Source organism: Enhydrobacter sp., from assembly GCA_025808875.1.
Lineage (GTDB): Bacteria > Pseudomonadota > Alphaproteobacteria > Reyranellales > Reyranellaceae > Reyranella.
Genome location: CP075528.1, coordinates 5,093,933 through 5,115,747 on the forward strand (window position 1 = coordinate 5,093,933; position 21,815 = coordinate 5,115,747).

The window sequence follows — 21,815 nt, forward strand, 5'->3', positions numbered from 1 at the left end:
TGCCGATGGCATCGGCATCCGAGGCGATTCGTCCACGAATCCACACAGTCCCCTGCAGTCCTCGGCGTCCACTCATCCACAGGCCAGTGTCTCACCGATGTCTCACCCGGTGAGACATTTCAAGCCATTGATCCGATTGGATATACTGGCCAATGTCTCACTGGGACATCGAGCGGGTGCCCGCCGATGCCTGCCAAAATCGCCAAGAATTCCCGGGGCCTCGCGGTGCGTCGAATTTTGCCGGGAAGCAGCTAACGATCCTTCTCCCAGCGCGCGGCGGCCCGGTCGTCGCCTTCGTGCGCGGCCACCCATTTGTCGCCCGCCGGCGTCTCCTCGAGTTTCCAGAAAGGCGCCCTGGTCTTGAGCCAGTCGACGAGGAATTCGCAGGCCTCGAAGGCGGCTTCGCGATGCGCCGAGCCGACCGCGACCAGCACGATGCGGTTGCCCGCCTCGAGTCGGCCATGGCGATGGACGATCAGGGTCGCCTCCAGCGGCCAGCGCCGGACGGCTTCCGCCTCGATCTCCTCCAGGGCCTTTTCCGTCATGCCGGGATAGTGCTCGAGCGTCAGGGCGTCGATGGGGTCGCGGTGCAGGCCCTCGCGCACGTGCACCTCGCGGACCAAGCCGACGAAAACGGCAAGGCCGCCGATGCGCTTGTTGCCGCCGGTGAGCTGTTCGAGCTCGGCGCCGACGTCGAAATCCTGTTCCTGCACGCGCACCGTCATGGTCAGCCGCCGGTGAAGGGGGGGAAGAACGCGACTTCACGCGCGCCGACGATCGAGGTGTCGAAGGGCGCCGTGCGCTGGTCCACCGCCGCGCCGAAGGCGGCACCCTCGGCCAGCGCCTCGGCGTGCGCCGGACTGCGCGCGCGCAGCCAGGTCACGAGCTCGCCCACCGTCCGCACGCCCTCGGGCGGCGATACGTCTTCCTCCGCCAGGCCGACCGTCCGCTTCATCCACGCGAAGTAGCGGACCTTCATGGCTTGGCGTCCTCCGCCATGTGACGAAGGCCGGTGCGCAAATAGTCGTAGCCGGTGATGAGCGTCAGCGCCGCGGCGCCCCAGATGAGGACGAGCCCGACCTGGGTGATCCAGCTCGGCACCGCCTCACCGAGCAGCAGCACGGCGATGGCGACCATCTGCGCGCCGGTCTTCCACTTGGCGAGGTGGCTCACCGGCATGCCGACGCGCAACTCCGCCAGGAATTCGCGCAGGCCGGAGACGAGGATCTCGCGGGCCAGGATGATCAGCGCGGCCAGCACGTGCAGGCCGCGCAGCTGGCCGTTGTCGACCAGCATGACGAGAGCCGCCGCGACCAGCAGCTTGTCGGCGATCGGGTCGAGGAAGCGGCCGAAGCGCGAGATCTGATGGTAGCGTCGCGCGAAATAGCCGTCGAACCAGTCGGTCACGCAGGCGGCGACGAACAGGATCGCCGACAGCCACTGCGCCCAGCCGCGTTCCAGCCAGAAGCAGGCGACGACGAGGGGGATCGCCACGATGCGCGAGAGCGTCAGAATGTTGGGCAAATTGAGCATTGGACCCAACTTAACGACCGCCCCTGAAGTGGTCATGAATTTTCTGGGCGAGCGCTCCCGAAATGCCCGGAACCGACTTGATGTCCTCCAATGTCGCGCCGGCCACGGCACGCGCGCTGCCGAAATGGTGCAGCAGCGCGCGCTTGCGCGTGGCGCCGATGCCCGGCACTTCGTCCAGCGTCGAACGCGTCATGTCGGCGGCGCGGCGCGTGCGGTGCGTGCCGATGGCGAAGCGATGCGCCTCGTCGCGCAGGCGCTGCAGGAAGTACAGCACCGGGTCGCGCGGTTCGAGGGAGAAGGCCGGCTTGCCGGCCATGAAGAAGCGCTCGCGGCCGGCGTCGCGGTCGGGCCCCTTGGCGATGCCGACCACGGCGACATCGTCGAGGCCGAGCTCGGCGAGAACCTGCCGTGCGGCCTCGAGCTGCCCCTGCCCGCCGTCGACGAGCAGGAGATCGGGCCAATGCTCGTCGTCGCGATCGGGATTCTCCTTGAGCGCCCGGGCGAAGCGGCGGCTCAGCACCTCGCGCATCATCGCGAAGTCGTCGCCCGCCGCGCCCTCGGTCCGGATGTTGAACTTGCGGTAGGCGTTCTTGGCGAAGCCGTCCGGCCCCGCCATCACCATGGCGCCGATCGGCGCGCTGCCCTGGATGTGGCTGTTGTCGTAGATCTCGATGCGTTCCGGCGGCGCGTCGAGGCCGAACACGCGCGCCACGCCCTCGAGCAGCTGGCGCTGCGTGCCGCGCTCGGCCAGCCGTCGCGCCAGCGCCTCGCGTGCATTCAGCACGGCTTGATCGAGCACGTCTTTCAGCTCGCCGCGCCTGGGGTTGCGGATCTCGATCTTGTGGCCGCTGCTCAGCGCCAGGGCGCTTTCCAGCAGGCCGGCCTTCGCCAGATCGTGGCTCGCCAGGACGAGCTTCGGCGCGGGCCGCGCCTCGTAGAACTGGCCGATGAAGGCCGACAACACCTCGGGCGGATCGAGCTCCCTGGCGTGGCTCGGGAAATAGGCGCGGTTGCCGAGATTCTGTCCGGCGCGCAGAAAGAAGACCTGCACGCAGACCTGGCCGCCCTCGGCGTGGGCGGCGAAGATGTCGGCCTCGTCGATGTCGTGGATCTCGATCGCCTGGTGCGACTGGATGTGGGCCAGCGCCTTGATGCGGTCGCGCAGCACGGCGGCGCGCTCGAACTCGAGATTGGCCGAGGCCTGCTCCATGCGCGCGCCGAGCGACTGCTGCACCTCGCGGTTGCGGCCGCCGAGGAAGCCGCGCACCTCGTCGACGATCGCGCCGTATTCCGCCTTGTCGATCCGGCCGACGCAGGGCGCCGTGCAGCGCTTGATCTGGTACTGCAGGCAGGGCCGGGTACGGGCCGAGAAGACCCCGTCCGAGCACGAGCGCAGCGGAAAGGCGCGCTGCAGGGCGTAGAGCGTGCGGTTGACCGCGGTGGCCGAGGCGAAGGGGCCGAAATATTCGTTGTCCGGTTCGCGCGTGCCGCGATGCTTGGCGAGCTGCGGCCAGTCGGTGTCGCGGCGTATGACGATGTAGGGGAACGACTTGTCGTCGCGCAGCAGCACGTTGAAGCGCGGCCGGAAGCGCTTGATGAGGTTGTTCTCGAGAAGCAGCGCCTCGGCCTCGCTGCCGGTTACCGCGAACTCCATGGTCCGGGTCGCCGAGACCATGCGAACCAGCCGCGTCGCCAGCCGCGTCGGCTGGGTGTAGGCGGCGACGCGATTCCTGAGCGAGCGCGCCTTGCCGACATAGAGCACTTCGCCGTCGGCTGCGATCATGCGGTAGACGCCGGGCTTGCGCGGCAGCGTGCGGACGAACTCGCCGATCGCCCGCATGCCTTCCGCCAGCGAGCCCTCGCCCGGTGTCTGTTCGATGTCGGCTGTTTCGTTCACGGGTGTGGGGAAGTCTGTGAAGAAGTCGTACGCCTACACACTGCTTCGGCGGTGTCACCGTATTGACTCAATGTAGGCAGGGTGGCAGGCGCCCGCCACCCGGAAGCTAGTGCATTGTGCGTGCTGAATAATTCGCGGCCGCCGACGCACGCAGAATGCTCGTGCATCGGCTGATATTCTCTATTTGTTCCGATCGTCTGTCGCGCTTCGATCTGTGGATATATTCGGTCGCTTTACAGCACCGACAGCATCCGGCCGACCAGGGGATGGCGGACCACGTCCTTGTCGGTCAGCCGCACGACGGCGACGTCGTCGAAGCCTTCGAGCCGCTGGGCGATGCCGCTCAGGCCCGACAGCTCGGGCAGCAGGTCGGTCTGGTCGGGGTCGCCGGTGATGACCATGGTGGAATGCCAGCCGAGCCGGGTCAGCAGCATCTTGAGCTGGCCGTAAGTGCAGTTCTGCGCCTCGTCGATCAGCACGAAGCTGTTGTTGAGCGTGCGGCCGCGCATGAAGGCGACGGGGGCGATCTCGATCGTTCCGTCGTCGAGGTGCTGGCGCAGGCGCTTGGGGCCGAGCCGGTCGTTCAGCGCGTCGTAGAGCGGCCGCAGGTAGGGATCGAGCTTCTCGCGCATGTCGCCGGGCAGGAAGCCGAGATTCTCGCCGGCCTCCACCGCCGGACGCGACAGCACAATGCGCGTCACCGAGCCGCCCTCCAGCGCCTCCACGGCGGCCGAGATGGCGAGGTAGGTCTTGCCGGTGCCCGCCGGTCCGACGGCGAGTGTCAGGGGCCGCGCCTCGATGGCTTCCATCAGCAGGCGCTGGTTGTCGGAGCGGGGACGTATCTTGCGGAGGTAGCTTTGGTCTCGATCGTTGGCCGGAGCGTGGTCGAAGATGTTGTGGACGCGAGCGCTATCGATGGCGTGAAGCTTGGCGCGACGGGCGGCGCGTTTGGCCATAGGCGTACTCCGGGGGCTCTGGGGAGAAACAAAAACGCCCCCGCAAGCGGAGGCGTTCACGATCGGCGGACGGAAAGGTGCGGCTGACACGGCGCACGATGGAAAACCCATCGGCGAGCGGGACTCCGTCGGGGCACCATGACCTCGGACGGATGAGCACCTCCTTCAGCTACCGATACCAAGGGTATCCTCAATCGGCAGGTCGGGCCACTAGATTTATGCGTCGAAACCGAAAATTCATGTGCCGGCGCGTTCGAAGACCGGGCGTCCGGCGACGTAGGTCGCTCGCACCGCCCGGTCGTCGCCGAGCGTCATCTGCACGAAGAGCTGCTCGGCGAAGTCACGCGCCTGATCCATGCGGAAGGCGATCAGCGGCGTGGAGCGCATGTCGAGCACGACCAGGTCGGCTTCCATGCCGACGCCGAGGCTGCCGATCCTGTCCTCGAGTTGCAGCGCCCGCGCCGCACCGCGCGTGGCGAGGTAGTAGGCGTGGCCCGCCGACAGCGAACTCCGGTTGAGTTGCGCCGCCTTGTAGGCCTCGCCCAGCGTGGCGAGCATCGAGAAGCTGGTACCGGCGCCGATATCGGTTCCCAGCCCGACCCGCACGGGCCGGCGTGCATCGGCGGCGCGAAACACGTCGAACGCGCCGCTGCCCAGGAAGAAGTTCGACGTCGGACAATGCGCGATCGCGCCGTCGCAGGCGTGAAGCCGTTGCAGCTCCTCCTCTTCGAGCCAGATGCCGTGGCCGAACACCGCGCGCGGCCCGCACAGGCCGTGATGGTCGTAGATGTCGAGATAGTTCGGGTGATCGGGAAAGAGCTCGCGCATCCACGCCACTTCCTGGCGACTCTCGGAGATGTGCGTCTGCATCAGGCAATCGGGATGTTGCCGCCACAGCGCGCCGGCGGCCTCGAGCTGTCCGGCCGTGCTGGTGCCGGCGAAGCGCGGCGTGATGGCGTAGAGCAGCCGGCCGCGGCCGTGCCACCTGGCGATCAGCGCGGCGGACTGGTCGTAGCCCGACTGCGCGGTGTCGAGCAGCGCCGCCGGCGCGTTGCGATCCATCAGCACCTTGCCCGCCGCGAGCCGCAGGCCGAGCGCCTCGGCTTCCTCGAACAGGATGTCGACCGAATGCGGATGGACCGTGCAATAGACGCAGGAGGTGGTGATGCCGTTGCGCAGATTTTCCTGCAGGAACAGCCGGGTCACCGTGCGGGCGAAGGTCGGATCGGCGAACCGCAGCTCGGTGGGGAAGGTGTAGCGCTCCAGCCAGTCGAGCAGCTGATGGCCATGCGAGCCGATCATCGGCGTCTGCGGGAAATGGACGTGCGTGTCGACGAAGCCGGCGGAGATCAGCGCGTCGGCACCGTAGCGCCGCGGCTCCATTCCGGCCGGCAGCTCCGCCGCGATCCGGTCGGCCGGCCCGAAATGGGTGATGCGGCCATCGGCCATGACGACGATGGCGTCGGGAATGTGCCGCATCGTCGCCTCGAGGCCGTCGCGGAACGGATCGCCGGTGAAGGTGAGCGCCGGCCCCCGGATCGCGGTCGGGAGCGCCCCCGAGGTCGCCGGCGTCGCGGTCAAAACCGGTACGCCATGCCGATGCCGGCGGTGTGGGTGCGCACATGGACGTTGGCCCAGATGCGGTCGTCGCCGCCGACACCGACATTCTGCGAGAAGAAGGCGAGGCCCGCGTTGCCGAAATCGGCATAGCGATACTCGAGCCGCACCAGCCAGCGCGCGCCGATCTGATGCTCGATGCCGGCGCCGACCGTCCAGCCGAGCAGGAAGCGGCGGATCGATTCGTCGTGCGGCGAGCCCGGCGGCGACGTGCAGTAGGTGTTGGCGCCGTCGTTGTTGCAGGTCGCCACCGCCTCGATGCGTTGCACGGCGAGACCGAAGGTCGCGAACAGCAGGGTGCCGGGCAGGACGAGGTTGCCGGCGCGCGCGCGCAGGCTCGCGTCCCAGCTCAGGTTGACCGAGGCGGTGTCGCCGTTGGTCACGGCCGGGATGCCGCCGCTGTTGGCCGTGCCCGGGATCGGCCCCCTAGTGTTCCGGTTGTTCGCCCAGCCGATATCGGCCTCGAGGCCGGCGACCCAGCGCGCCGCAACCGCCCAGTTGTGGCCGGCGAACCCGCCGACCCGCAGGGCCGCGCTGTCGAAGCCCTGCTGGCGATCGTCGAGGCCCGGCCCGCCCGCGCACAGCCGTGAGGTCGGACAGACGCCGGTGGTCATCCATTCCACGGCGGCGAGGCGGCCGCCGCCGGCGAGCCCGGCATAGAAGCCCTGCCACGGCCGGCCGGCCGTCTCCGCCTGCGCCGCGGCGGCGAGCCACGGCAGCGCCAACAGTACGATCGCGAGACGCAGGCATCGAGCGAGCGGGGCCATGCTGCTAGGTTCGCATCGAAACCCGCCAAAAGGAAACTCGCTTACGACGTCGCCCGACGGTGAAGTGTTGCAGGCCCGCCACAGCGGCGGCACAAATCGGCCATCTCCCGCCCCGCACGGCAACGCCTCCCGCCGGCCCTCCGTTCCCCGTTGGCAACCCTAGCGGACAGGAGAACACGAATGAGGAAAGCCATCGCGGCGGTCGCTGCGCTCGCACTGCTGCCGGTCACGGCCCAGGCACAATCTTCCTGGTTCGAATCGGGCCAGTCCTCGCCCGGCTTCTACCTCGGGCCACAGGGCGGCCTGAACTGGCTGTTGAACAACGGCAGCTACGACATGGACATGGGCTGGGCGATCGGCGGCGTCATGGGCTACGACTTCGTCGGCCCGCGCATCGAGCTGGAAGGCATGTACCGCGAGAACAACGGCCGCGGCTTCGTCAATTTCCCCGGCGGCACCGCCTATACCAGCGGCAGGATCCATCAGATCTCCGCCATGGCCAACCTGCTCTACGACTTCGCGCCGGGCGGCATGATCACGCCCTATGTCGGCGCCGGCGCCGGTATCGCCTTCGTCGATCCGTCGCTGTCTCCGGGTTGCAGCATGTGCAGCACGCAGTTCGCCTACCAGGGCATCCTCGGCCTCGGCTGGAACGTCGACCAGAACTTCCGCGTCAACCTCGACGGCCGCTACTACGCCACCACCAACCCCGGCCAGTACTCCAACGACAACATCAGCGTGATGCTCGGGCTGACCTACAAGTTCGGCGAGCGCGCGCCCGTGCCGGCCGCGCCGGCGCCCGCCCCGGCCCAGCCGCAGGCGCCGTCCTTCATGGTCTTCTTCGACTGGGATCGCGCCGACATCACGCCGCAGGCCATGAACACCATCCGTCAGGCGGTGCAGTCGTTCCGCTCGCGCGGCAACGCCCGCATCGTCGCCACCGGCCACACCGACAAGTCGGGACCGGACAGCTACAACATGGCGCTGTCCCTGCGCCGCGCCAACGCGGTCAAGGACGTGCTGGTGCGCGAGGGCGTGCCGGCCACCGACATCTCCGTCGTCGGCCGCGGTGAGGCGCAGCCCCTGGTGCAAACCGCCGACGGGGTGCGCGAGCCACAGAACCGGCGCGTCGAGATCGTCATCCAGTAAGGCGAGGACATCGTCCATCGTCGACGAGGAACGGCCGGGCCGACACCCCGGCCGTTCCCTATTGCGCCAGCAACCAGCGGATCTTCTGCTCGAGCTCGCGCGGCGAGAAGGGGGCGTTGAGCGCCGATCCCTCGCCGCAGAGTTCGTGGGCCTCGCGCGCCGTCTTCGAGATGCCGGACGTCAGGACGATCTTCACGTCGGGACGGTGGCGCCGCAGCCAGTGGGCGAGTTCGAACCCCTGCAGTTCGCCCGGTGGGGCGAGGTCGATGAAGGCGACGTCGATCGCCATGCCGGAGGAAGCGATCGTCCTCGCCTCGCGCCCGTCGATCGCCTCCACGACCGTCAGGCCGCAGTCTCGCAGGTAGGCCCCGATGGCCGCGCGGACGACGGCATTGCTCTCGACCACCAGGATCGCGGGCGGCGCGGCTCGGGCGTTCATCGCGCAAGAACGGAAGACCGGCCGCGAACGTTGCGATATCGTCGACGGGGGAACTTTGACGCCGCCGACCTGTTAATGACCGGCGGTGCCGCGTCGTGGGGATGAGTTCCGCCGAGTGAAGGGTACGCCAGGCGTGACCAGCGAACGAAAGCGCGAGTCCCAGGTCGAGCCGCGGCGCAGGCGCTCGGCCGTGATCCTCGTCGTCGAGCACGAGGTGATGGTTCGCTACGCCGTGTCCCTCCATTTGCGGGATTCGGGCTTCGTCGTCGTCGAGGCCGGGACGACCGACGAGGCGGTTCGGTTGATCGGCGCCGGCGAGCGGGTCGATCTCGTCTTCTCCGACATCAACATGCCGGGCGCGATGGATGGCAACGGCCTGGCACGATGGATCCTGCAGGCCCATCCGTCCATCAAGGTCATCACCACCTCGGGCGGACGCCGCGCCAGCAACGGCAGCTCGATCTTCGTCGCCAAACCCTACGACCACGCCGAGCTGGTGCGCCTGATCGAGCGTCTCCTCGAATAGCCGGCTACGGCCGCTGCCCGCGCATCAACCTGGGCAGGTCGCCGACCATTCCCATGGCATGGCGCACGAAGAAGCGGCGCAGCGGCGGCACGCGGTTGACGGCGGCGATGCCCACATCGCGCAGCAGGCGCAGCGGCGCGATGTCGTTCGAGAACAGCCGCACCAGCAGGTCGGTGCCGGCGACCATCGAGAGATTGTCGGTGCGGCGCCAGCGGGCGTAACGCTCGAGCACGTCGGCGGCGCCGATGTCGAGTCCAAGTCGCCGGGCCTCGACCAGCACCTCCACCAGCGCGGCGACGTCGCGCACGCCGAGATTGTAGCCCTGGCCCGCGATGGGATGGATGCCGTGCGCGGCGTCGCCCACCAGGACCAGCCGCTGCTCGACATAGCGCTCGGCATGCATCAGGTGCAGCGGATGCCACCAGCGCGGCCCGACGGGCTCGACACGCCCGAGAAAGTCGCCGAAGCGCCGCGCGAACTCCGCCTGAAAGCGGGCCGCATCGAGCTCGAGCAGGCGGCGCGCGGTTTCCGCCCGTTCCGTCCACACGATCGACGAACGGTGTCCGGGGCCGGGCTCGTCCGTCATCGGCAGGATGGCGAACGGCCCGCCGGGAAGGAACTTCTCGTGCGCGACACCGCGATGCGGCCGCTCGTGGCGCGCCACCAGCACGATGGCGATTTGCCCGTACGACCACGCCGCGCTGGTGCCGATGCCGGCCTCCTCGCGGGCCGTGCCGAAGCGGCCCTCGGCGGAGGCGACCAACCGTGCGGCGAGACGACGGCCGCTCTTCAGCACGATCCCGGCGCGATGCTGGTCGCGCTGCGTCTCGACCACTTCCTCGGGCGCCACCAGCTCGACGTTGGCCGAGTCCGCGAGCCGGCGCAGCATCGCCGCGCGCAGGAAGCGGTTCTCGACGATCCAGCCCATGGGCTGCGCCGGCCGATCGTCCTCGGCCGCCTCGCGATGGTCGAAATGCAGAAAGAGCGGGCTGGGCTTGCCGTCGTGGCCGGCATCGGAGATGCGAATGTCGAGGATCGGTTCGGCCTCGCCGGCAACGTCGCGCCATATGCCGAGCGCCTCGAACAGGCGCTGGCTGGTGTAGGCGATCGCCGTCGTGCGGCCGTCGAAGCCCGCGTCGGTCATCGACCGCAGCGGCACGCGGTCGATCAGCGCCGTTCGCAATCCCGCCTCGCCGGCGGCCAGCGCCAGCAGGCTGCCGTTCAGGCCCGCGCCGACGATGGCGATGTCGAACCGGCTGTCCATGTCTCATACATGGCAGCCGGTCGACGGTGCCGCAATGGGCCGCTCAGAAGGTCTTGCTGACGGTAAAGATGGCCCGCGCTTCGCAATTGTAAGTGTTGAGGCAGCCGGGCACGTCGATGTTGGTGTCGACGTAGGCGATCGACAGGTCGAAGCCGTAGACCGTGACCGTGAGGCCGAGCGACCAGTCCCAGTAGTCGTTGTTCGGGATGCCGTAGTTCGCGTTTTTCTCGACGTACTGGCTGGCCAGGGTGCCGAATACCTTGAACGAGATGTTCTCGTTGAAGTCGATGAAGGGCAGCGGCACCGTCGCCTGCGCCCACTTGTACCAGGCGCGTCCGGAGTCGCCGAAGAAGTTCGGGCTGTAGCGCACCGCGCCCGACAGCGCGACGACGCCGAAATCGTAGCCTACCACCAGGCCGAACTCGTTGAAGTCCATGAACAGCGGCGCGGCGTCCGAGCCGAGATAGCTGTAGCGGATGTAGCCGAGGTCGCCGGTCAACTTGCCGTCGAGTGCCTTGGCGCGCAGGCCGGCGAGGATGTCGACCTCGGCGTACACATTGGTGCCGCCGGTGAAGCTCACGTTGCTCGCCCAGAAGCCGCCATAGGCGCTGATCGGCACGCTCTCCGCGACCGTGGCGGTCTCGTAGATGAAGGTCGGCTGCACCGCCCATTGGCGCTGGGTCTGCGAGATGCCGCGATAGGAGTAGTCGTTGGTCACCGCGATGCCGGCGGTGAAGGTCCCGCCGAACGGACCGTTCCAGGTCTCCGCTTCCTGTGCGCCCGCGACCGTCGCTGCACAGATAGTGGCCACCGTTACGCACGTGGCGGCAACTTTGTTGAGCATTTTTGTCATCCCCGCGTCTTTGTTGATTGTCCGTGCCGGGTTGGCCGCAAGAGACATGCCAGAGTCCGCCGACCCGCCCGGGCGCCGGCCGTCGCCCGTTTCGCGCTCTTGGCATGCCCTTTGCTCGCGAGGGGGCGAGCATATCGGGGCGGCGCGTGGCCGTCGGTGGAGGGAGAACCGGGATGAAGATGGTGATGGCTATTTTCAAGCCGTTCAAACTGGAGGACGTGCGCGACGCCTTGACCGCGCTCGGCATCCAGGGATTGACGGTCAGCGAGGTCAAGGGCTTCGGCCGGCAGAAGGGCCAGACCGAGATCTATCGCGGCGCCGAGTACGCGGTGAGCTTCCTGCCCAAGATCAAGATCGAGGTGGTCGTCGACGACGGGCTGGTCGAGCGCGCCGTCGAGACCATTCGCAAGGCGGCCAACAGCGGCAAGATCGGCGACGGCAAGATCTTCGTCTTCCCGATCGAGCAGGCCATCCGCATCCGCACCGGCGAGTCCGGCACCGAAGCGTTGTAGTCCGGCCGACACTTCAACAGAAACTCGAGGGAAGACGATGACACGCATAGTTCGCTCACTGGTGACCGGCCTCGGGGCGGTCGGCACCCTGCTCATGCCGGCGCTGGCGATGGCGCAAGCCGCCGCCGAGGCGCCGAAGCTCGACACCGGCGACACCGCCTGGATGCTGACGTCGACGGCGCTGGTGCTGCTGATGACCATCCCCGGCATCGCGCTGTTCTACGGCGGCATGGTGCGCAAGAAGAACGTGCTGGCCACGGTCATGCAGAGCTTCGCCGTGACCTGCCTCGTCACCATCCTCTGGATGGTCGTGGGCTACAGTCTCGCGCTCACCGAGGGCAGCAAGATCCTGGGTGGACTGAGCCGTGTCTTCCTGAGCGGCATGGCGCTCGACGCCACGCACGAGCTGGCCGCCACCATTCCGGAATCGGTCTTCATGACCTTCCAGATGACCTTCGCCATCATCACCCCGGCGCTGATCGCCGGCGCCTTCGCCGAGCGCATGAAGTTCTCGGCGATGATGTGGTTCGTCGGCATCTGGCTGCTGGTGGTCTACGCGCCGATCGCCCACTGGGTGTGGGGCGGCGGGTTCCTCGGCGACTGGGGCGTGCTCGACTTCGCCGGCGGCACCGTGGTGCACATCAACTCCGGCGTCGCCGCGCTGGTCTGCGCGCTGGTGATCGGCAAGCGCAAGGGCTACGGCACCGAGAACATGGCGCCACACAACCTCGTCTACTCGGTGATCGGCGCCGCGTTGCTGTGGGTCGGCTGGTTCGGCTTCAACGCCGGTTCGGCGGTCGGCGCCAGCGCCAACGCCGGCATGGCGATGGCGGTGACGCAGGTCGCCACCGCCGCGGCGGCGCTCGCCTGGATGTTCGCGGAGTGGATGACGCGCGGCAAGCCGTCGGTACTCGGCATTATCTCCGGCGCCGTCGCCGGCCTGGTCGCCATCACCCCGGCCTCCGGTTTCGTCAATCCCTTCGGCGCGCTGGTCATCGGCCTGGTCGCGGGCGTGGCCTGCTTCTGGGCGGCGACCAGCCTGAAGAAGGCGCTGGGCTACGACGATTCGCTCGACGTGTTCGGCGTGCACGGCGTGGGCGGCTTCGTCGGCGCCATCCTGACGGGTGTGTTCGCGATGGAGGCGATCGGCGGCGAGGGCAAGAAGGGCCTGATCGACGGCAACGCCGGCCAGATCCTGATCCAGCTCTGGGGATCGCTGGTCTGCATCGCCTGGTGCGCCATCGCCACCTTCATCATCCTCAAGGTCGTCGATGCCCTGATCGGGCTGCGCGTCACCACCGAGGAGGAGATCGAGGGTCTCGACATCAACCTGCATGGTGAGACGGTGCACTGACCGTCTCGACCCCGGACCGGACTCCTCCCTCCGGTTCTTCGACTGCCGCTGCCGTGTCGCGGCAGTTGCGCCTCGGCCCGACGGTCCTCCGTCGGGCCGCTTCTTTTGCGCCGGGAATTGCGTCGGGCGCGCTCGGGGTTTGACCTGAAACGCAGCGCGCGCCACTCTGTCGTCACGCCCCAGCCGGCAGGAGACGACGCATGAAACTGGTGTCCGCGATCATCAAGCCCTTCAAGCTCGACGAGGTGCGCGACGCGCTGACCGGCATCGGCGTCTCCGGCCTGACGGTGAGCGAGGTCAAGGGCTTCGGCCGGCAGAAGGGCCAGACCGAGATCTATCGCGGCGCCGAATACCTGGTGAGTTTCCTGCCCAAGGTGAAGATCGAGATCGTGGTCGACGACGGCCAGGTCGAGCGCGCCGTGGAGGCCATCCAGAAGGCCGCCCACACCGGCAAGATCGGCGACGGCAAGATCTTCGTCACCCCGATCGAGCAGGCGGTCCGCATCCGCACCGGCGAAACCGGCTCCAACGCGCTTTAACTTCCACAGGCATCGGACGTACAAATACCCGCAGATCGCGCAAAGCGACGTCAGGACAACGACAAGAACGACACGGGGATACGGATGCTCAGGACGGTCGCGCGCACGGGCGCGCTGGTGGCGCTCGCCACCGTGCTTTGTCGCGGCGCCTTCGCCGCCGATGCTCCCAGGATCGACACAGGCGACACGGCATGGCTGCTGATGGCCACGGTGCTCGTGCTGATGATGAGCATCCCCGGCCTCGCACTCTTCTATTGCGGCATGGTGCGCAAGAAGAACGTGCTGGCGACCGCGGTGCAGACCTTCGCGGTCGCCGCGCTGGTCACGGTGATGTGGTTCGTCGTCGGCTATTCGCTGGCCTTCACGTCAGGCGGCGCCCTCGACGGCGCGATCGGCGGCCTGTCGCGGGTCTTCGGCGCGGGGCTCCTCGGCTCGACCCACGATCTCGCCAGGACCGTGCCGGAGAACGTGTTCCTGATGTACCAGGCGACCTTCGCCATCATCACGCCGGCCATCATCGCCGGCGCCTTTGCCGAGCGCATGAAGTTCTCGGCGATGATGTGGTTCATGGCGCTGTGGCTGCTGTTCGTCTACGTGCCGGTGGCGCACTGGGTGTGGGGCGGCGGCTTCCTCGGCTCGTGGGGCGTGCTCGATTTCGCCGGCGGCCTCGTCGTCCACCTGAATGCCGGCGTCGCCGCCCTGGTGTGCGCCTACGTGCTCGGCCGGCGGCTGGGCTACGGCCAGGACTACCTGGCGCCGCACAATCTCGTGCTCACCCTGATCGGCACGTCGCTGCTCTGGGTCGGCTGGTTCGGCTTCAACGCCGGCTCCGCGCTGTCCTCGGGCGAACTGGCCGGCAGCGCCATGCTCAACACCCACATCTCGGCGGCGACGGCGGCGCTGGTCTGGATGGCCATCGAATGGGCGAGCCGCGGCAAGCCCTCCGTGCTGGGCATGCTGACCGGCTCCATCGCCGGCCTCGGCACCATCACGCCCGCGGCCGGCTATGTCGAGCCGTGGGCGGCGCTGGTCATCGGCATCGCCGCCGGCGCGGTCTGCTACTGGGCCTCGGTCATCCTGAAGAACAAGCTGGGCTACGACGATTCGCTCGATGTCTTCGGCGTCCATGGCGTGGGCGGCATCATCGGCACGATCCTGGTCGGCGTCTTCGCCACCCAGGTCATCAACGACGTCAACAAGGGCCAGGCCGTCGGCCTGGTCGATGGCAATGCCGGCCAGGTCATCGTCCAGATCTACGCCGTCCTGATCGTCACGGTGTTCTGCGCCGTCGCGACCTGGGTGATCCTCAAGATCGTCGACGCCATGGTCGGCCTGCGCGTCACCCGCGACGAGGAAACCGAAGGTCTCGACACCGCCCTGCACGGCGAGCGCGTGCAGTAGCGGGGCACGGAAGAGAGTCAGATTCGCGGCCGGCGCCGGAATCGGGGGGTCGAATCGCCTTCCGATGCAGACGCCATCGGCATCGGACGGAATCCATCGACCCGATTAGGTCCTCAAGGGCGCGTCGAGGTAAAATGCGTGCATGAGCACCATGACCACACCCGGCCGCGAGGGCCGCGCGGGATTTCCCGTATCGACGTTCTGTTTCGCCAATCGCCCGCCGACCCGCCCTCCCGATACGTGACAGGAGGTTTCCGCAGTTCCCGCAGTTTGCGCAACGCATTCCGGCAGAGAGTAAGCACACCACCCTGAAGGCATCTCGGGCGGGTGCCCGCGACGTCGGTTGTCCGGTGACACCCCGCCGGAGGTTTGCGAGGTTTCCGAGGTTTCCGAGATCGATTTCCGCGATTTCCGCGATTTCCGCGACGGGGGTCGGAGTGGACTGCACCCCTTGGGGTTTTGCTGTCTCACCCCGCTTGTCGCGTTTCATGCCCGGCCTTCGCTAGGGTTAGCGCTGTCCTGAAAAATCGGCGCTAGAACTTGAAGAAAGCGCTCTAATTCATTGTTGTTATTGATAATTTTATTTCATAGAATGCACGTCAAGTCGATCCGGCCGATCCCTCTCGCCCGGTACGGCGTGTTGCCCGGTCGCCTCGGGCGCATTTCGGGGCGGCCCATTGGAAGGTACCGATGTTCAATCCGCGCCTCACCGAGACGCTGACCGATTTTCCGTTTGCGCGGCTGAACACTCTTCTGGCGCCGATCACGCCGCCGCAGCACCTGTCGCCGATCAACATGTCGGTCGGCGAGCCGCAGGGCGCCATGCCGGCCTTTGCCCGCAAGATCGTGGCCGACGAGGTCGACGGCTGGAACCGCTATCCGCCCAACCAGGGCCTGCCCGATCTCAATCTGGCGATCTGCGAATGGCTGACGCGGCGCTACCGGCTGCCGCCCGGGCTGCTCGATCCCAATCGTCACGTTCATCCCACGGCGGGCAGCAAGGAAGGCGTCTACATCATCTCGACGGTGGCGACGCCGCAACGGAAGGCTGGCGCGAAGCCGATCGTCGCCCTGCCCAATCCCTTCTATCAAGCCTACCTCGGCGGTGCGGTTCTGTCCGGCGCCGAGCCGTTGCTGGTCAACGCCGAAGCCTCGACCGGCTTCCTGCCCGACTACGATTCCCTCGACGAATCGCTGTGGAAGCGCATGACCGTCGCCTATCTCTGTTCGCCCGCCAACCCGCAGGGCGCCATTGCGAACAGGGAGTACCTGAAGAACCTGCTGCGCCTGTGCCGTCGCCACGACGTCGTGCTGGCGATCGACGAGTGCTACGCCGAAATCTACAACGCCGAGCCCCCGCCGGGCGCGCTGCAGGCGGCGCTCGAGATCGACGAGACGGGCGGCACCGACCCGTTCCGTAACCTCACCGTCTTCCACTCGCTCAGCAAGCGCTCCAACGCGGCCGGCCTGCGCTCGGGCTTCGTGGCGGGCGATCCCAGGCTGGTCGCCATGATCTTGCGCTGGCGCACCTATGGCGGCCCGCAGATCCCCATCGCCGTCCAGAAGGCGTCGGCGGCGCTGTGGCGCGAGGAGACGCACCCGCTCGAGACGCGCGAATGGTATCGCCGCAACTTCCGCGTCGCCGAGCAGATCCTGCACAACCGGTTCGGTTACTACACGCCGGGCGGCGGCTTCTTCCTGTGGCTCGATGTCGGCGACGGCGAGGAGGCCACGCGCCGGCTGTGGGGCAAGGCGCACGTCAAGGTGCTGCCTGGCGCCTATGCCTGCCGCGAGACGAACGGCGTCAACACCGCGCATCGCTACATCCGCGTCGCGCTGGTGCATGACGAGAAGACGACGCGCGAGGGGCTGAGTCGCCTCGCCGAGGTGCTGTGAGGCGGCCGTGGCTCTGATCGGCAACGATCTCTCTTCCCACAAGACGGCGATCCTGCCGGAGGGCGGGCGCGACTTCCTGCGCCGCCGCGCGATGGAGCTGGTGGGCGCGGCCGTCGCGGCGCTCGGCGTGCTGATGCTGATGGCGGTCTTCACCTACAATCCGGCCGACCCGTCGCTCAACCACGCCACCGGCAGCGCGCCGCACAATCTGATGGGCCTGCCGGGCGCCTATGCCGCCGACGTCCTGCTGCAGACCTTCGGGCTGGCGATCATCCTGGTTCCCGTCGCCTTCATCACCTGGGGCGTGCGCATGGTGCGCACGCACCATTTGGGCTTCTTCGGGTTGCGGCTGTCGTTGCTGCTGCTCGCCCTGCTGCTGATGAGCGTGGGTTGCGTGGGCATGGGCGACGTCGGCGGTGCCGCCACGCACGCCGGGGCCGGCGGATTGGTCGGCCTCGCCCTGATCGGCTACTTCCGCGATGTGCTGCTCACGCACTCGAGCGGCGGCGGCCTGGCGTTGATCGAGCCGGCGGCGGTCGCGCTCTCCCTCATCGCCATGGCGCCGGCGCTCGGTATGAACCGCACGGATCTGCCGCTGATCTTCCGCATCTTGCGCGCGCCGTTCCTGTGGAGCCTGTGGCTGTTCCAGGCCGGCGTTTCCCTGTGGCGCGGCCGGCCGCAGGGGGCGAACGAGGAATCCGAGCCTCCGGCCCCGCCGATCGGCTACGCCGAGATTCCCGGCGAGATCGATGCCAGCCAGTACGATCCCTCTCGCTTCGAGGCGCGCCTCGGTGAAATCCCGGACGAAGGCGCCCCGCTGCCGCCGCGCGATTCGCTGCTCGTCGACGCCCCGCACGCGCCGATCGAGCGACCGGCGCCGGAAATTCCCGATGCGCCCGTGCCGCTCGAGCCGGCGCTGCCGCCGATGCCGCCGCCCGACTCGATCCGCGAGCGCACTCTGTTCGATCGACTCGCCGGCACGCGCATCGAACCCATCCTCGGGCGCCTCCGTCCCTCCGCGCCGTCGCCTGCCGGCGACGGGCCCGAGCCCCTCTCCACGCCGTCGCCGTCCCTCCCGACGCTCGACGGGCAGGAGCCGGAGGCATCGCCGGATCTCGCGACCGAGGCGCCTGCCGGGGAGATCGAAGAGGCCGACGACAATCCCTTCACGCCCGACTTGCTGGACATCGACGAGGCATCGCCGGAGACGCCGGCCGCCGGACCCAAAATCATCCCGCGCAAGCAGGGTGCCGCGCAGGGCAAGCGGGCGGCCAGGGCCGGCCAGCGCGAGCTCGATCTCGGGGTCGGCGAATACCGGCTGCCGCCGCTCGACATCCTCGCCCTGCCGTCGCGGGTCAGCACCGAGACCAAGATCGACGAGGAGGCGCTCGAGCAGAACGCACGCCTGCTCGAAACCGTGCTCGACGATTTCGGCGTCAAGGGTCAGATCGTGAAGGTGCGGCCGGGCCCGGTCGTCACCCTCTACGAGCTCGAGCCCGCGCCGGGGACCAAGTCGAGCCGCGTCATCGGGCTGGCCGACGACATCGCCCGTTCGATGAGCGCGGTGTCGGCGCGCGTCGCCACCGTGCCGGGCCGCAACGTGATCGGCATCGAGCTGCCCAACGCGCGGCGCGAGACGGTATTCCTGCGCGAGTTGCTGTCGACCCGGCATTACGAGGACAATCGCCTCAACCTGCCGCTGGCACTCGGCAAGGACATCGGCGGCGATCCCGTCATCGCCGACCTCGCGCGCATGCCGCACCTGCTGATCGGCGGCACCACGGGGTCGGGCAAGTCGGTGGCGGTCAACACCATGATCCTGTCGCTTCTCTACAGGCTGCCTCCGGATCGCTGCCGCTTCATCATGATCGATCCCAAGATGCTGGAGCTCAGCGTCTACCAGGACATCCCGCACCTGCTGACCCCCGTCGTCACCGAGCCGCGCAAGGCGATCGTGGCGCTGAAGTGGGTGGTGCGCGAGATGGAGGATCGCTACCGCGCCATGAGCTCGGTCGGCGTGCGCAATATCGCCGGCTACAACGAGAAGCTCGCCGAGTCGCACAAGAAGGGCGTGCCGCTCACCCGCAAGGTGCAGACCGGCATCGATCCAGAGACCCGCCGGCCGGTCTTCGAGGACGAGGAGATCGACACCACACCGCTGCCCTTCATTGTCGTCATCATCGACGAGATGGCCGACCTGATGCTGGTCGCCGGCAAGGAGATCGAGGCGGCCGTGCAGCGGCTCGCCCAGATGGCGCGCGCCGCCGGCATCCACGTCGTGATGGCGACGCAGCGGCCGTCGGTCGACGTCATCACCGGCACCATCAAGGCCAACTTCCCGACCCGCATCTCCTTCCAGGTGACGTCGAAGATCGACAGCCGCACCATCCTCGGCGAGCAGGGCGGCGAGCAGCTCCTCGGCCAGGGCGACATGCTCTACATGGCGGGCGGCGGCAAGATCGCCCGCGTCCACGGCCCGTTCGTCTCCGACACCGAGGTCGAGGAGGTGGTGCGCCATCTGCGCGCCCAGGGCCAGCCGGCCTACATCGAGTCGGTGACCGACGATCCGGACGGCGAGGAGGGCGGCGCCGGACTGCCAGGCGACGGCGAGGACAGCGAGAGCGATCAGCTCTACGACCAGGCCGTGGCCCTGGTGGCGCGCGAGCGCAAGTGCAGCACCTCCTTCATCCAGCGCTACCTGCAGATCGGCTACAACCGCGCTGCCCGCATCGTCGAGCGCATGGAGCGCGAGGGCGTCGTCTCGCAGGCCAACCACGTCGGCAAGCGCGAGGTGCTCGCCCGCGACATCGATGATCGGGCGCGGTAGCGCCCATTGTCATCTTCTGCGTTGTGAAGACGCGCGACACAGGGGTCGGGGTTACCCGACCCGCGGAGGCCATTCTCGATATCGCCTCATCCTGACGAGGAGGGCGCATCGCCCTTTCGTCGCGATAGCGACGAAAGCGGCCTAAGCGACCGTCACGAAGGGCGGGAGCAAGCACCGTGCCTGTCGTCCGCCCTTCCCCGGCCTCAATCCGCCCCGCTCGACGGCGTAGCAGCCGCTTCGCGCCAGTCCGCGGGCGAGCGCCCGACATGGCGCTGGAAAGCCCGGCTGAACGCCTGCTCGGAGCCGTAGCCCGCCTTCTCGGCGACGGCGTCGAGCTTCAGCCGCGTCGTCCGGAGCAGGTCGGCCGCGAGCTGCATGCGCCATTCGGCCAGGTAGCGAATGGGTGGCTGCCCCAGCAGGGTCCGGAAGCGCTCGTCGAGCACCGATCGGGAGGTCGCGGCGCGCCGGGCCAGGCTCTCGACGGTCCATTTGCGCGCCGGCTCCGTGTGCAGCAGCGCCAGCGCCCGCCCGACGACCGGGTCGTTGATGGCCGCAAGCCAGCCGGTATCGGGAGGAGACTCCTCGTAGTGCAGACGCAGCGCTTCGGTGAACATCAGTTCGGGCAGTCGGGCCAGGAGCGCCGCGCCGCCCTGGCGCGAATGCCTGCGCTCGTCGAGCGCGTAGTTGATGCAGGCCTGGATCCATTCCGTCGTCGGGCCGAGGGGCGGTCTCACGCGGAAGATGGGGGGCAATTGGCGCAGGAAGGAATTGAAGAGAGGCTCCTCGCACCGAAGATAGCCGCAGACGACTTCGGTATCCTCGCCGCCGCCATCGAAGCGGCAGACCGGCACTCCCTCCCACGGCGGCGGTGGCAGCAGCTCCGCGATCGGAATCGGCCTCACGGGTGTCATGCTGCCCATCAGATGGCGGTGGGCGTGGGGCAGCACCACGAGGTCCCCCGCCTTCACCTCCACCCGTTGCCCATTCGCGCTGGCCCAGGCACGTCCCCGTCGCATGATGTGGAACAGGATGAGGCGCTGGGCGTCGGGCGCGAGGAGCTGGATCAGATCGCGTGACTCGGGTGAATCGAATGCCCACGGCGCCGAATACTCGCCACGCAGGAAGATGGCCCCGGAAAGCCGGATCCGCGCGAGCACGTCCGACAGCAGCTCCGTCGGGTCTGGCGCTATCGGCGGCGTCTCGGTCACATCTCTCGGCGTCTGGATCATGGTCATCTGAAGCGGCTCCGCCGATGCTGTCGCCATCAACCAAGGAGGAACATCATGCCCAAATTCGTCATCGAACGCGACATGCCGGGCGTCGGCAAATCCGGCCCGGCCGACCTCAAGGCCGCGTCGCAGAAGTCGTGCGCCGTGCTGGGCAAGCTCGGTTCCGGGATCCAGTGGATTCACAGCTATGTCACCGACGACAGGATCTACTGCGTCTATCTCGCCGAGAGCGAGGCGATGATTCGCGATCACGCCACGCAGTCCGGCTTCCCTGCCAATCGCATCTCTCAGGTGCGCAACGTCATCGAGCCGGCGACCGCCGAGTGATCGCGGCTTCCGGCTCGTGCCGGTAGGGAGAAATCCGCCGCTGACGCCTCCTTGACGGCCGAGCCATGCACGGTCCGGAAGCATGGCTCGGACGGGGACGGCGGCATCCGTTGGCCGTTGGCCTGGTCATAGGCGCCTCGTCATCGGCGACGATACTGCGAGGATTTCTCCCATCATGGTTGCAACGGCATCGAGCGGCAGACGGTGGACCGGATCAAGGCATGGATCGTGGCCGGCCCAGCACCCCGATGATCAGCGCCGTCAGGGTCGCGAGTTGCAACAATGCGCCGCCGGCATGCGAATACTCCCACTGCCGACGCAGCAGCTCCCAGTTCTCGGGCTGCTGCGTCCAGTTCGCCGTCGCCTGATTGGCAGGCCAGGTGAAGGTCCAGAACAGCGCCTGGGCGGCGAGCAGGCCGAAGAGGGCGACGATCCCGGCGATCCGCAGCGGACGCTCGCCCCGCGCCAGCACGATGACTGCGACGATCGAGACGAGCTCGACCAGCAGAAGCCAGCCGAGCATGCTCCAGCCGCGGTAGATCTGCTGGACGGTGAAGTAGTCTGTACGCGGCAGGCTGATCTTGTTGGGCAGCTCGAGCAGATGGGCGAGTGCCGGCGCCAAGGCGAGGGCCGTCGACATCAGGGCGGCGAACAGGGCGAGGGTGAGGTCGCGCGATCTCATCGTCGAACGATGAGTCTACAGCCTCCGGCGCGGGAAGTTCCCCGACC

At 68.0% G+C, this 21,815-nt stretch carries 21 protein-coding genes; 9 read left to right on the forward strand and 12 right to left on the reverse strand.

Translation table 11 applies throughout. The features are described from left to right. Positions 1 to 251 precede the first annotated feature (251 nt). From KIT25_25225 to KIT25_25255, 7 genes are all read right to left on the reverse strand, one after another. Positions 252 to 725 carry a molybdenum cofactor biosynthesis protein MoaE gene (locus KIT25_25225; GenBank protein UYN95268.1) on the reverse strand — a complete coding sequence of 158 codons (474 nt, stop codon included), beginning with the start codon at positions 723 to 725 and terminating at the stop codon, positions 252 to 254. Between the two features lie 2 nt (positions 726 to 727). After that, on the reverse strand, positions 728 to 979 hold the full coding sequence (locus KIT25_25230; GenBank protein ID UYN95269.1) for a MoaD/ThiS family protein: 252 nt from the start codon (positions 977 to 979) through the stop codon (positions 728 to 730). Continuing rightward, positions 976 to 1,533: a CDP-diacylglycerol--glycerol-3-phosphate 3-phosphatidyltransferase gene (gene pgsA / locus KIT25_25235; protein ID UYN95270.1), complete on the reverse strand. Its 558-nt coding sequence runs from the start codon at positions 1,531 to 1,533 to the stop codon at positions 976 to 978. The genes KIT25_25230 and pgsA overlap by 4 nt, the downstream gene beginning before the upstream one ends. A gap of 10 nt (positions 1,534 to 1,543) precedes the next feature. Continuing rightward, the gene (uvrC, locus tag KIT25_25240; protein UYN98062.1) at positions 1,544 to 3,373 is read right to left on the reverse strand and encodes an excinuclease ABC subunit UvrC; all 1,830 of its coding nucleotides are present in this window, start codon (positions 3,371 to 3,373) and stop codon (positions 1,544 to 1,546) included. A 290-nt stretch (positions 3,374 to 3,663) separates the two neighbouring features. Beyond that, complete coding sequence (locus tag KIT25_25245) at positions 3,664 to 4,386, reverse strand: PhoH family protein (GenBank protein UYN95271.1); 723 nt, start codon at positions 4,384 to 4,386, stop codon at positions 3,664 to 3,666. Between the two features lie 237 nt (positions 4,387 to 4,623). Beyond that, positions 4,624 to 5,967: a guanine deaminase gene (guaD, locus tag KIT25_25250; protein ID UYN95272.1), complete on the reverse strand. Its 1,344-nt coding sequence runs from the start codon at positions 5,965 to 5,967 to the stop codon at positions 4,624 to 4,626. Then, on the reverse strand, positions 5,964 to 6,770 hold the full coding sequence (locus tag KIT25_25255) for a porin family protein (GenBank protein UYN95273.1): 807 nt from the start codon (positions 6,768 to 6,770) through the stop codon (positions 5,964 to 5,966). The genes guaD and KIT25_25255 overlap by 4 nt, the downstream gene beginning before the upstream one ends. A gap of 180 nt (positions 6,771 to 6,950) precedes the next feature. On the opposite strand from KIT25_25255, the gene KIT25_25260 reads away from it, so the two are divergent. Continuing rightward, the gene (locus KIT25_25260) at positions 6,951 to 7,919 is read left to right on the forward strand and encodes an OmpA family protein (GenBank protein ID UYN95274.1); all 969 of its coding nucleotides are present in this window, start codon (positions 6,951 to 6,953) and stop codon (positions 7,917 to 7,919) included. A 58-nt stretch (positions 7,920 to 7,977) separates the two neighbouring features. On the opposite strand, the gene KIT25_25265 is transcribed toward KIT25_25260, so the two are convergent. Next, on the reverse strand, positions 7,978 to 8,358 hold the full coding sequence (locus KIT25_25265) for a response regulator (protein ID UYN95275.1): 381 nt from the start codon (positions 8,356 to 8,358) through the stop codon (positions 7,978 to 7,980). A 115-nt stretch (positions 8,359 to 8,473) separates the two neighbouring features. Here KIT25_25265 and KIT25_25270 point away from each other — a divergent pair, with 115 nt between their 5' ends. Next, positions 8,474 to 8,884, forward strand: a complete 411-nt coding sequence (locus KIT25_25270; GenBank protein UYN95276.1) for a response regulator — start codon at positions 8,474 to 8,476, stop codon at positions 8,882 to 8,884. A gap of 4 nt (positions 8,885 to 8,888) precedes the next feature. On the opposite strand, the gene KIT25_25275 is transcribed toward KIT25_25270, so the two are convergent. Together KIT25_25275 and KIT25_25280 are read right to left on the reverse strand one after the other, a co-directional pair. Then, positions 8,889 to 10,148, reverse strand: a complete 1,260-nt coding sequence (locus tag KIT25_25275) for a UbiH/UbiF/VisC/COQ6 family ubiquinone biosynthesis hydroxylase (protein ID UYN95277.1) — start codon at positions 10,146 to 10,148, stop codon at positions 8,889 to 8,891. 43 nt (positions 10,149 to 10,191) lie between these two features. After that, positions 10,192 to 10,992: a TorF family putative porin gene (locus tag KIT25_25280; protein UYN95278.1), complete on the reverse strand. Its 801-nt coding sequence runs from the start codon at positions 10,990 to 10,992 to the stop codon at positions 10,192 to 10,194. A 182-nt stretch (positions 10,993 to 11,174) separates the two neighbouring features. On the opposite strand from KIT25_25280, the gene KIT25_25285 reads away from it, so the two are divergent. The 6 genes from KIT25_25285 to KIT25_25310 all read left to right on the forward strand — a co-directional run bounded on the left by KIT25_25285 (position 11,175) and on the right by KIT25_25310 (position 19,530). After that, on the forward strand, positions 11,175 to 11,513 hold the full coding sequence (locus tag KIT25_25285; protein UYN95279.1) for a P-II family nitrogen regulator: 339 nt from the start codon (positions 11,175 to 11,177) through the stop codon (positions 11,511 to 11,513). 37 nt (positions 11,514 to 11,550) lie between these two features. Continuing rightward, the gene (locus KIT25_25290) at positions 11,551 to 12,867 is read left to right on the forward strand and encodes an ammonium transporter (GenBank protein ID UYN95280.1); all 1,317 of its coding nucleotides are present in this window, start codon (positions 11,551 to 11,553) and stop codon (positions 12,865 to 12,867) included. Between the two features lie 200 nt (positions 12,868 to 13,067). Beyond that, positions 13,068 to 13,406, forward strand: coding sequence for a P-II family nitrogen regulator (locus KIT25_25295; GenBank protein ID UYN95281.1), 339 nt, complete (start codon positions 13,068 to 13,070; stop codon positions 13,404 to 13,406). Between the two features lie 171 nt (positions 13,407 to 13,577). Then, on the forward strand, positions 13,578 to 14,807 hold the full coding sequence (locus tag KIT25_25300; protein ID UYN98063.1) for an ammonium transporter: 1,230 nt from the start codon (positions 13,578 to 13,580) through the stop codon (positions 14,805 to 14,807). Between the two features lie 690 nt (positions 14,808 to 15,497). Continuing rightward, positions 15,498 to 16,703 (forward strand): aminotransferase class I/II-fold pyridoxal phosphate-dependent enzyme, encoded by a 1,206-nt coding sequence (locus KIT25_25305; protein ID UYN95282.1) that lies wholly within the window; start codon positions 15,498 to 15,500, stop codon positions 16,701 to 16,703. A gap of 7 nt (positions 16,704 to 16,710) precedes the next feature. After that, on the forward strand, positions 16,711 to 19,530 hold the full coding sequence (locus tag KIT25_25310) for a DNA translocase FtsK 4TM domain-containing protein (protein UYN95283.1): 2,820 nt from the start codon (positions 16,711 to 16,713) through the stop codon (positions 19,528 to 19,530). 203 nt (positions 19,531 to 19,733) lie between these two features. Here KIT25_25310 and KIT25_25315 read toward each other — a convergent pair whose 3' ends face one another. After that, positions 19,734 to 20,765: an AraC family transcriptional regulator gene (locus KIT25_25315; GenBank protein UYN95284.1), complete on the reverse strand. Its 1,032-nt coding sequence runs from the start codon at positions 20,763 to 20,765 to the stop codon at positions 19,734 to 19,736. Positions 20,766 to 20,813: 48 nt separating this feature from the next. Between KIT25_25315 and KIT25_25320 the strand changes: the two genes are divergently transcribed. After that, positions 20,814 to 21,086, forward strand: coding sequence for a DUF4242 domain-containing protein (locus KIT25_25320; protein ID UYN95285.1), 273 nt, complete (start codon positions 20,814 to 20,816; stop codon positions 21,084 to 21,086). 214 nt (positions 21,087 to 21,300) lie between these two features. On the opposite strand, the gene KIT25_25325 is transcribed toward KIT25_25320, so the two are convergent. Next, positions 21,301 to 21,768, reverse strand: coding sequence for a hypothetical protein (locus tag KIT25_25325; GenBank protein UYN95286.1), 468 nt, complete (start codon positions 21,766 to 21,768; stop codon positions 21,301 to 21,303). Positions 21,769 to 21,815 lie beyond the last annotated feature (47 nt).

Coding starts and splice junctions, on each gene's coding strand:
- KIT25_25225 (UYN95268.1), bottom strand. CDS start 725: ATGACGGTGCGCGTGCAGGAACAGGATTTCGACGTCGGCGCCGAGCTC.
- KIT25_25320 (UYN95285.1), top strand. CDS start 20,814: ATGCCCAAATTCGTCATCGAACGCGACATGCCGGGCGTCGGCAAATCC.
- KIT25_25325 (UYN95286.1), bottom strand. CDS start 21,768: ATGAGATCGCGCGACCTCACCCTCGCCCTGTTCGCCGCCCTGATGTCG.
- KIT25_25290 (UYN95280.1), top strand. CDS start 11,551: ATGACACGCATAGTTCGCTCACTGGTGACCGGCCTCGGGGCGGTCGGC.
- KIT25_25245 (UYN95271.1), bottom strand. CDS start 4,386: ATGGCCAAACGCGCCGCCCGTCGCGCCAAGCTTCACGCCATCGATAGC.
- KIT25_25285 (UYN95279.1), top strand. CDS start 11,175: ATGAAGATGGTGATGGCTATTTTCAAGCCGTTCAAACTGGAGGACGTG.
- KIT25_25315 (UYN95284.1), bottom strand. CDS start 20,765: ATGACCATGATCCAGACGCCGAGAGATGTGACCGAGACGCCGCCGATA.
- KIT25_25280 (UYN95278.1), bottom strand. CDS start 10,992: ATGCTCAACAAAGTTGCCGCCACGTGCGTAACGGTGGCCACTATCTGT.
- pgsA (UYN95270.1), bottom strand. CDS start 1,533: ATGCTCAATTTGCCCAACATTCTGACGCTCTCGCGCATCGTGGCGATC.
- KIT25_25275 (UYN95277.1), bottom strand. CDS start 10,148: ATGGACAGCCGGTTCGACATCGCCATCGTCGGCGCGGGCCTGAACGGC.
- KIT25_25260 (UYN95274.1), top strand. CDS start 6,951: ATGAGGAAAGCCATCGCGGCGGTCGCTGCGCTCGCACTGCTGCCGGTC.
- KIT25_25305 (UYN95282.1), top strand. CDS start 15,498: ATGTTCAATCCGCGCCTCACCGAGACGCTGACCGATTTTCCGTTTGCG.
- KIT25_25265 (UYN95275.1), bottom strand. CDS start 8,358: ATGAACGCCCGAGCCGCGCCGCCCGCGATCCTGGTGGTCGAGAGCAAT.
- uvrC (UYN98062.1), bottom strand. CDS start 3,373: ATGCGGGCGATCGGCGAGTTCGTCCGCACGCTGCCGCGCAAGCCCGGC.
- KIT25_25230 (UYN95269.1), bottom strand. CDS start 979: ATGAAGGTCCGCTACTTCGCGTGGATGAAGCGGACGGTCGGCCTGGCG.
- KIT25_25255 (UYN95273.1), bottom strand. CDS start 6,770: ATGGCCCCGCTCGCTCGATGCCTGCGTCTCGCGATCGTACTGTTGGCG.
- KIT25_25295 (UYN95281.1), top strand. CDS start 13,068: ATGAAACTGGTGTCCGCGATCATCAAGCCCTTCAAGCTCGACGAGGTG.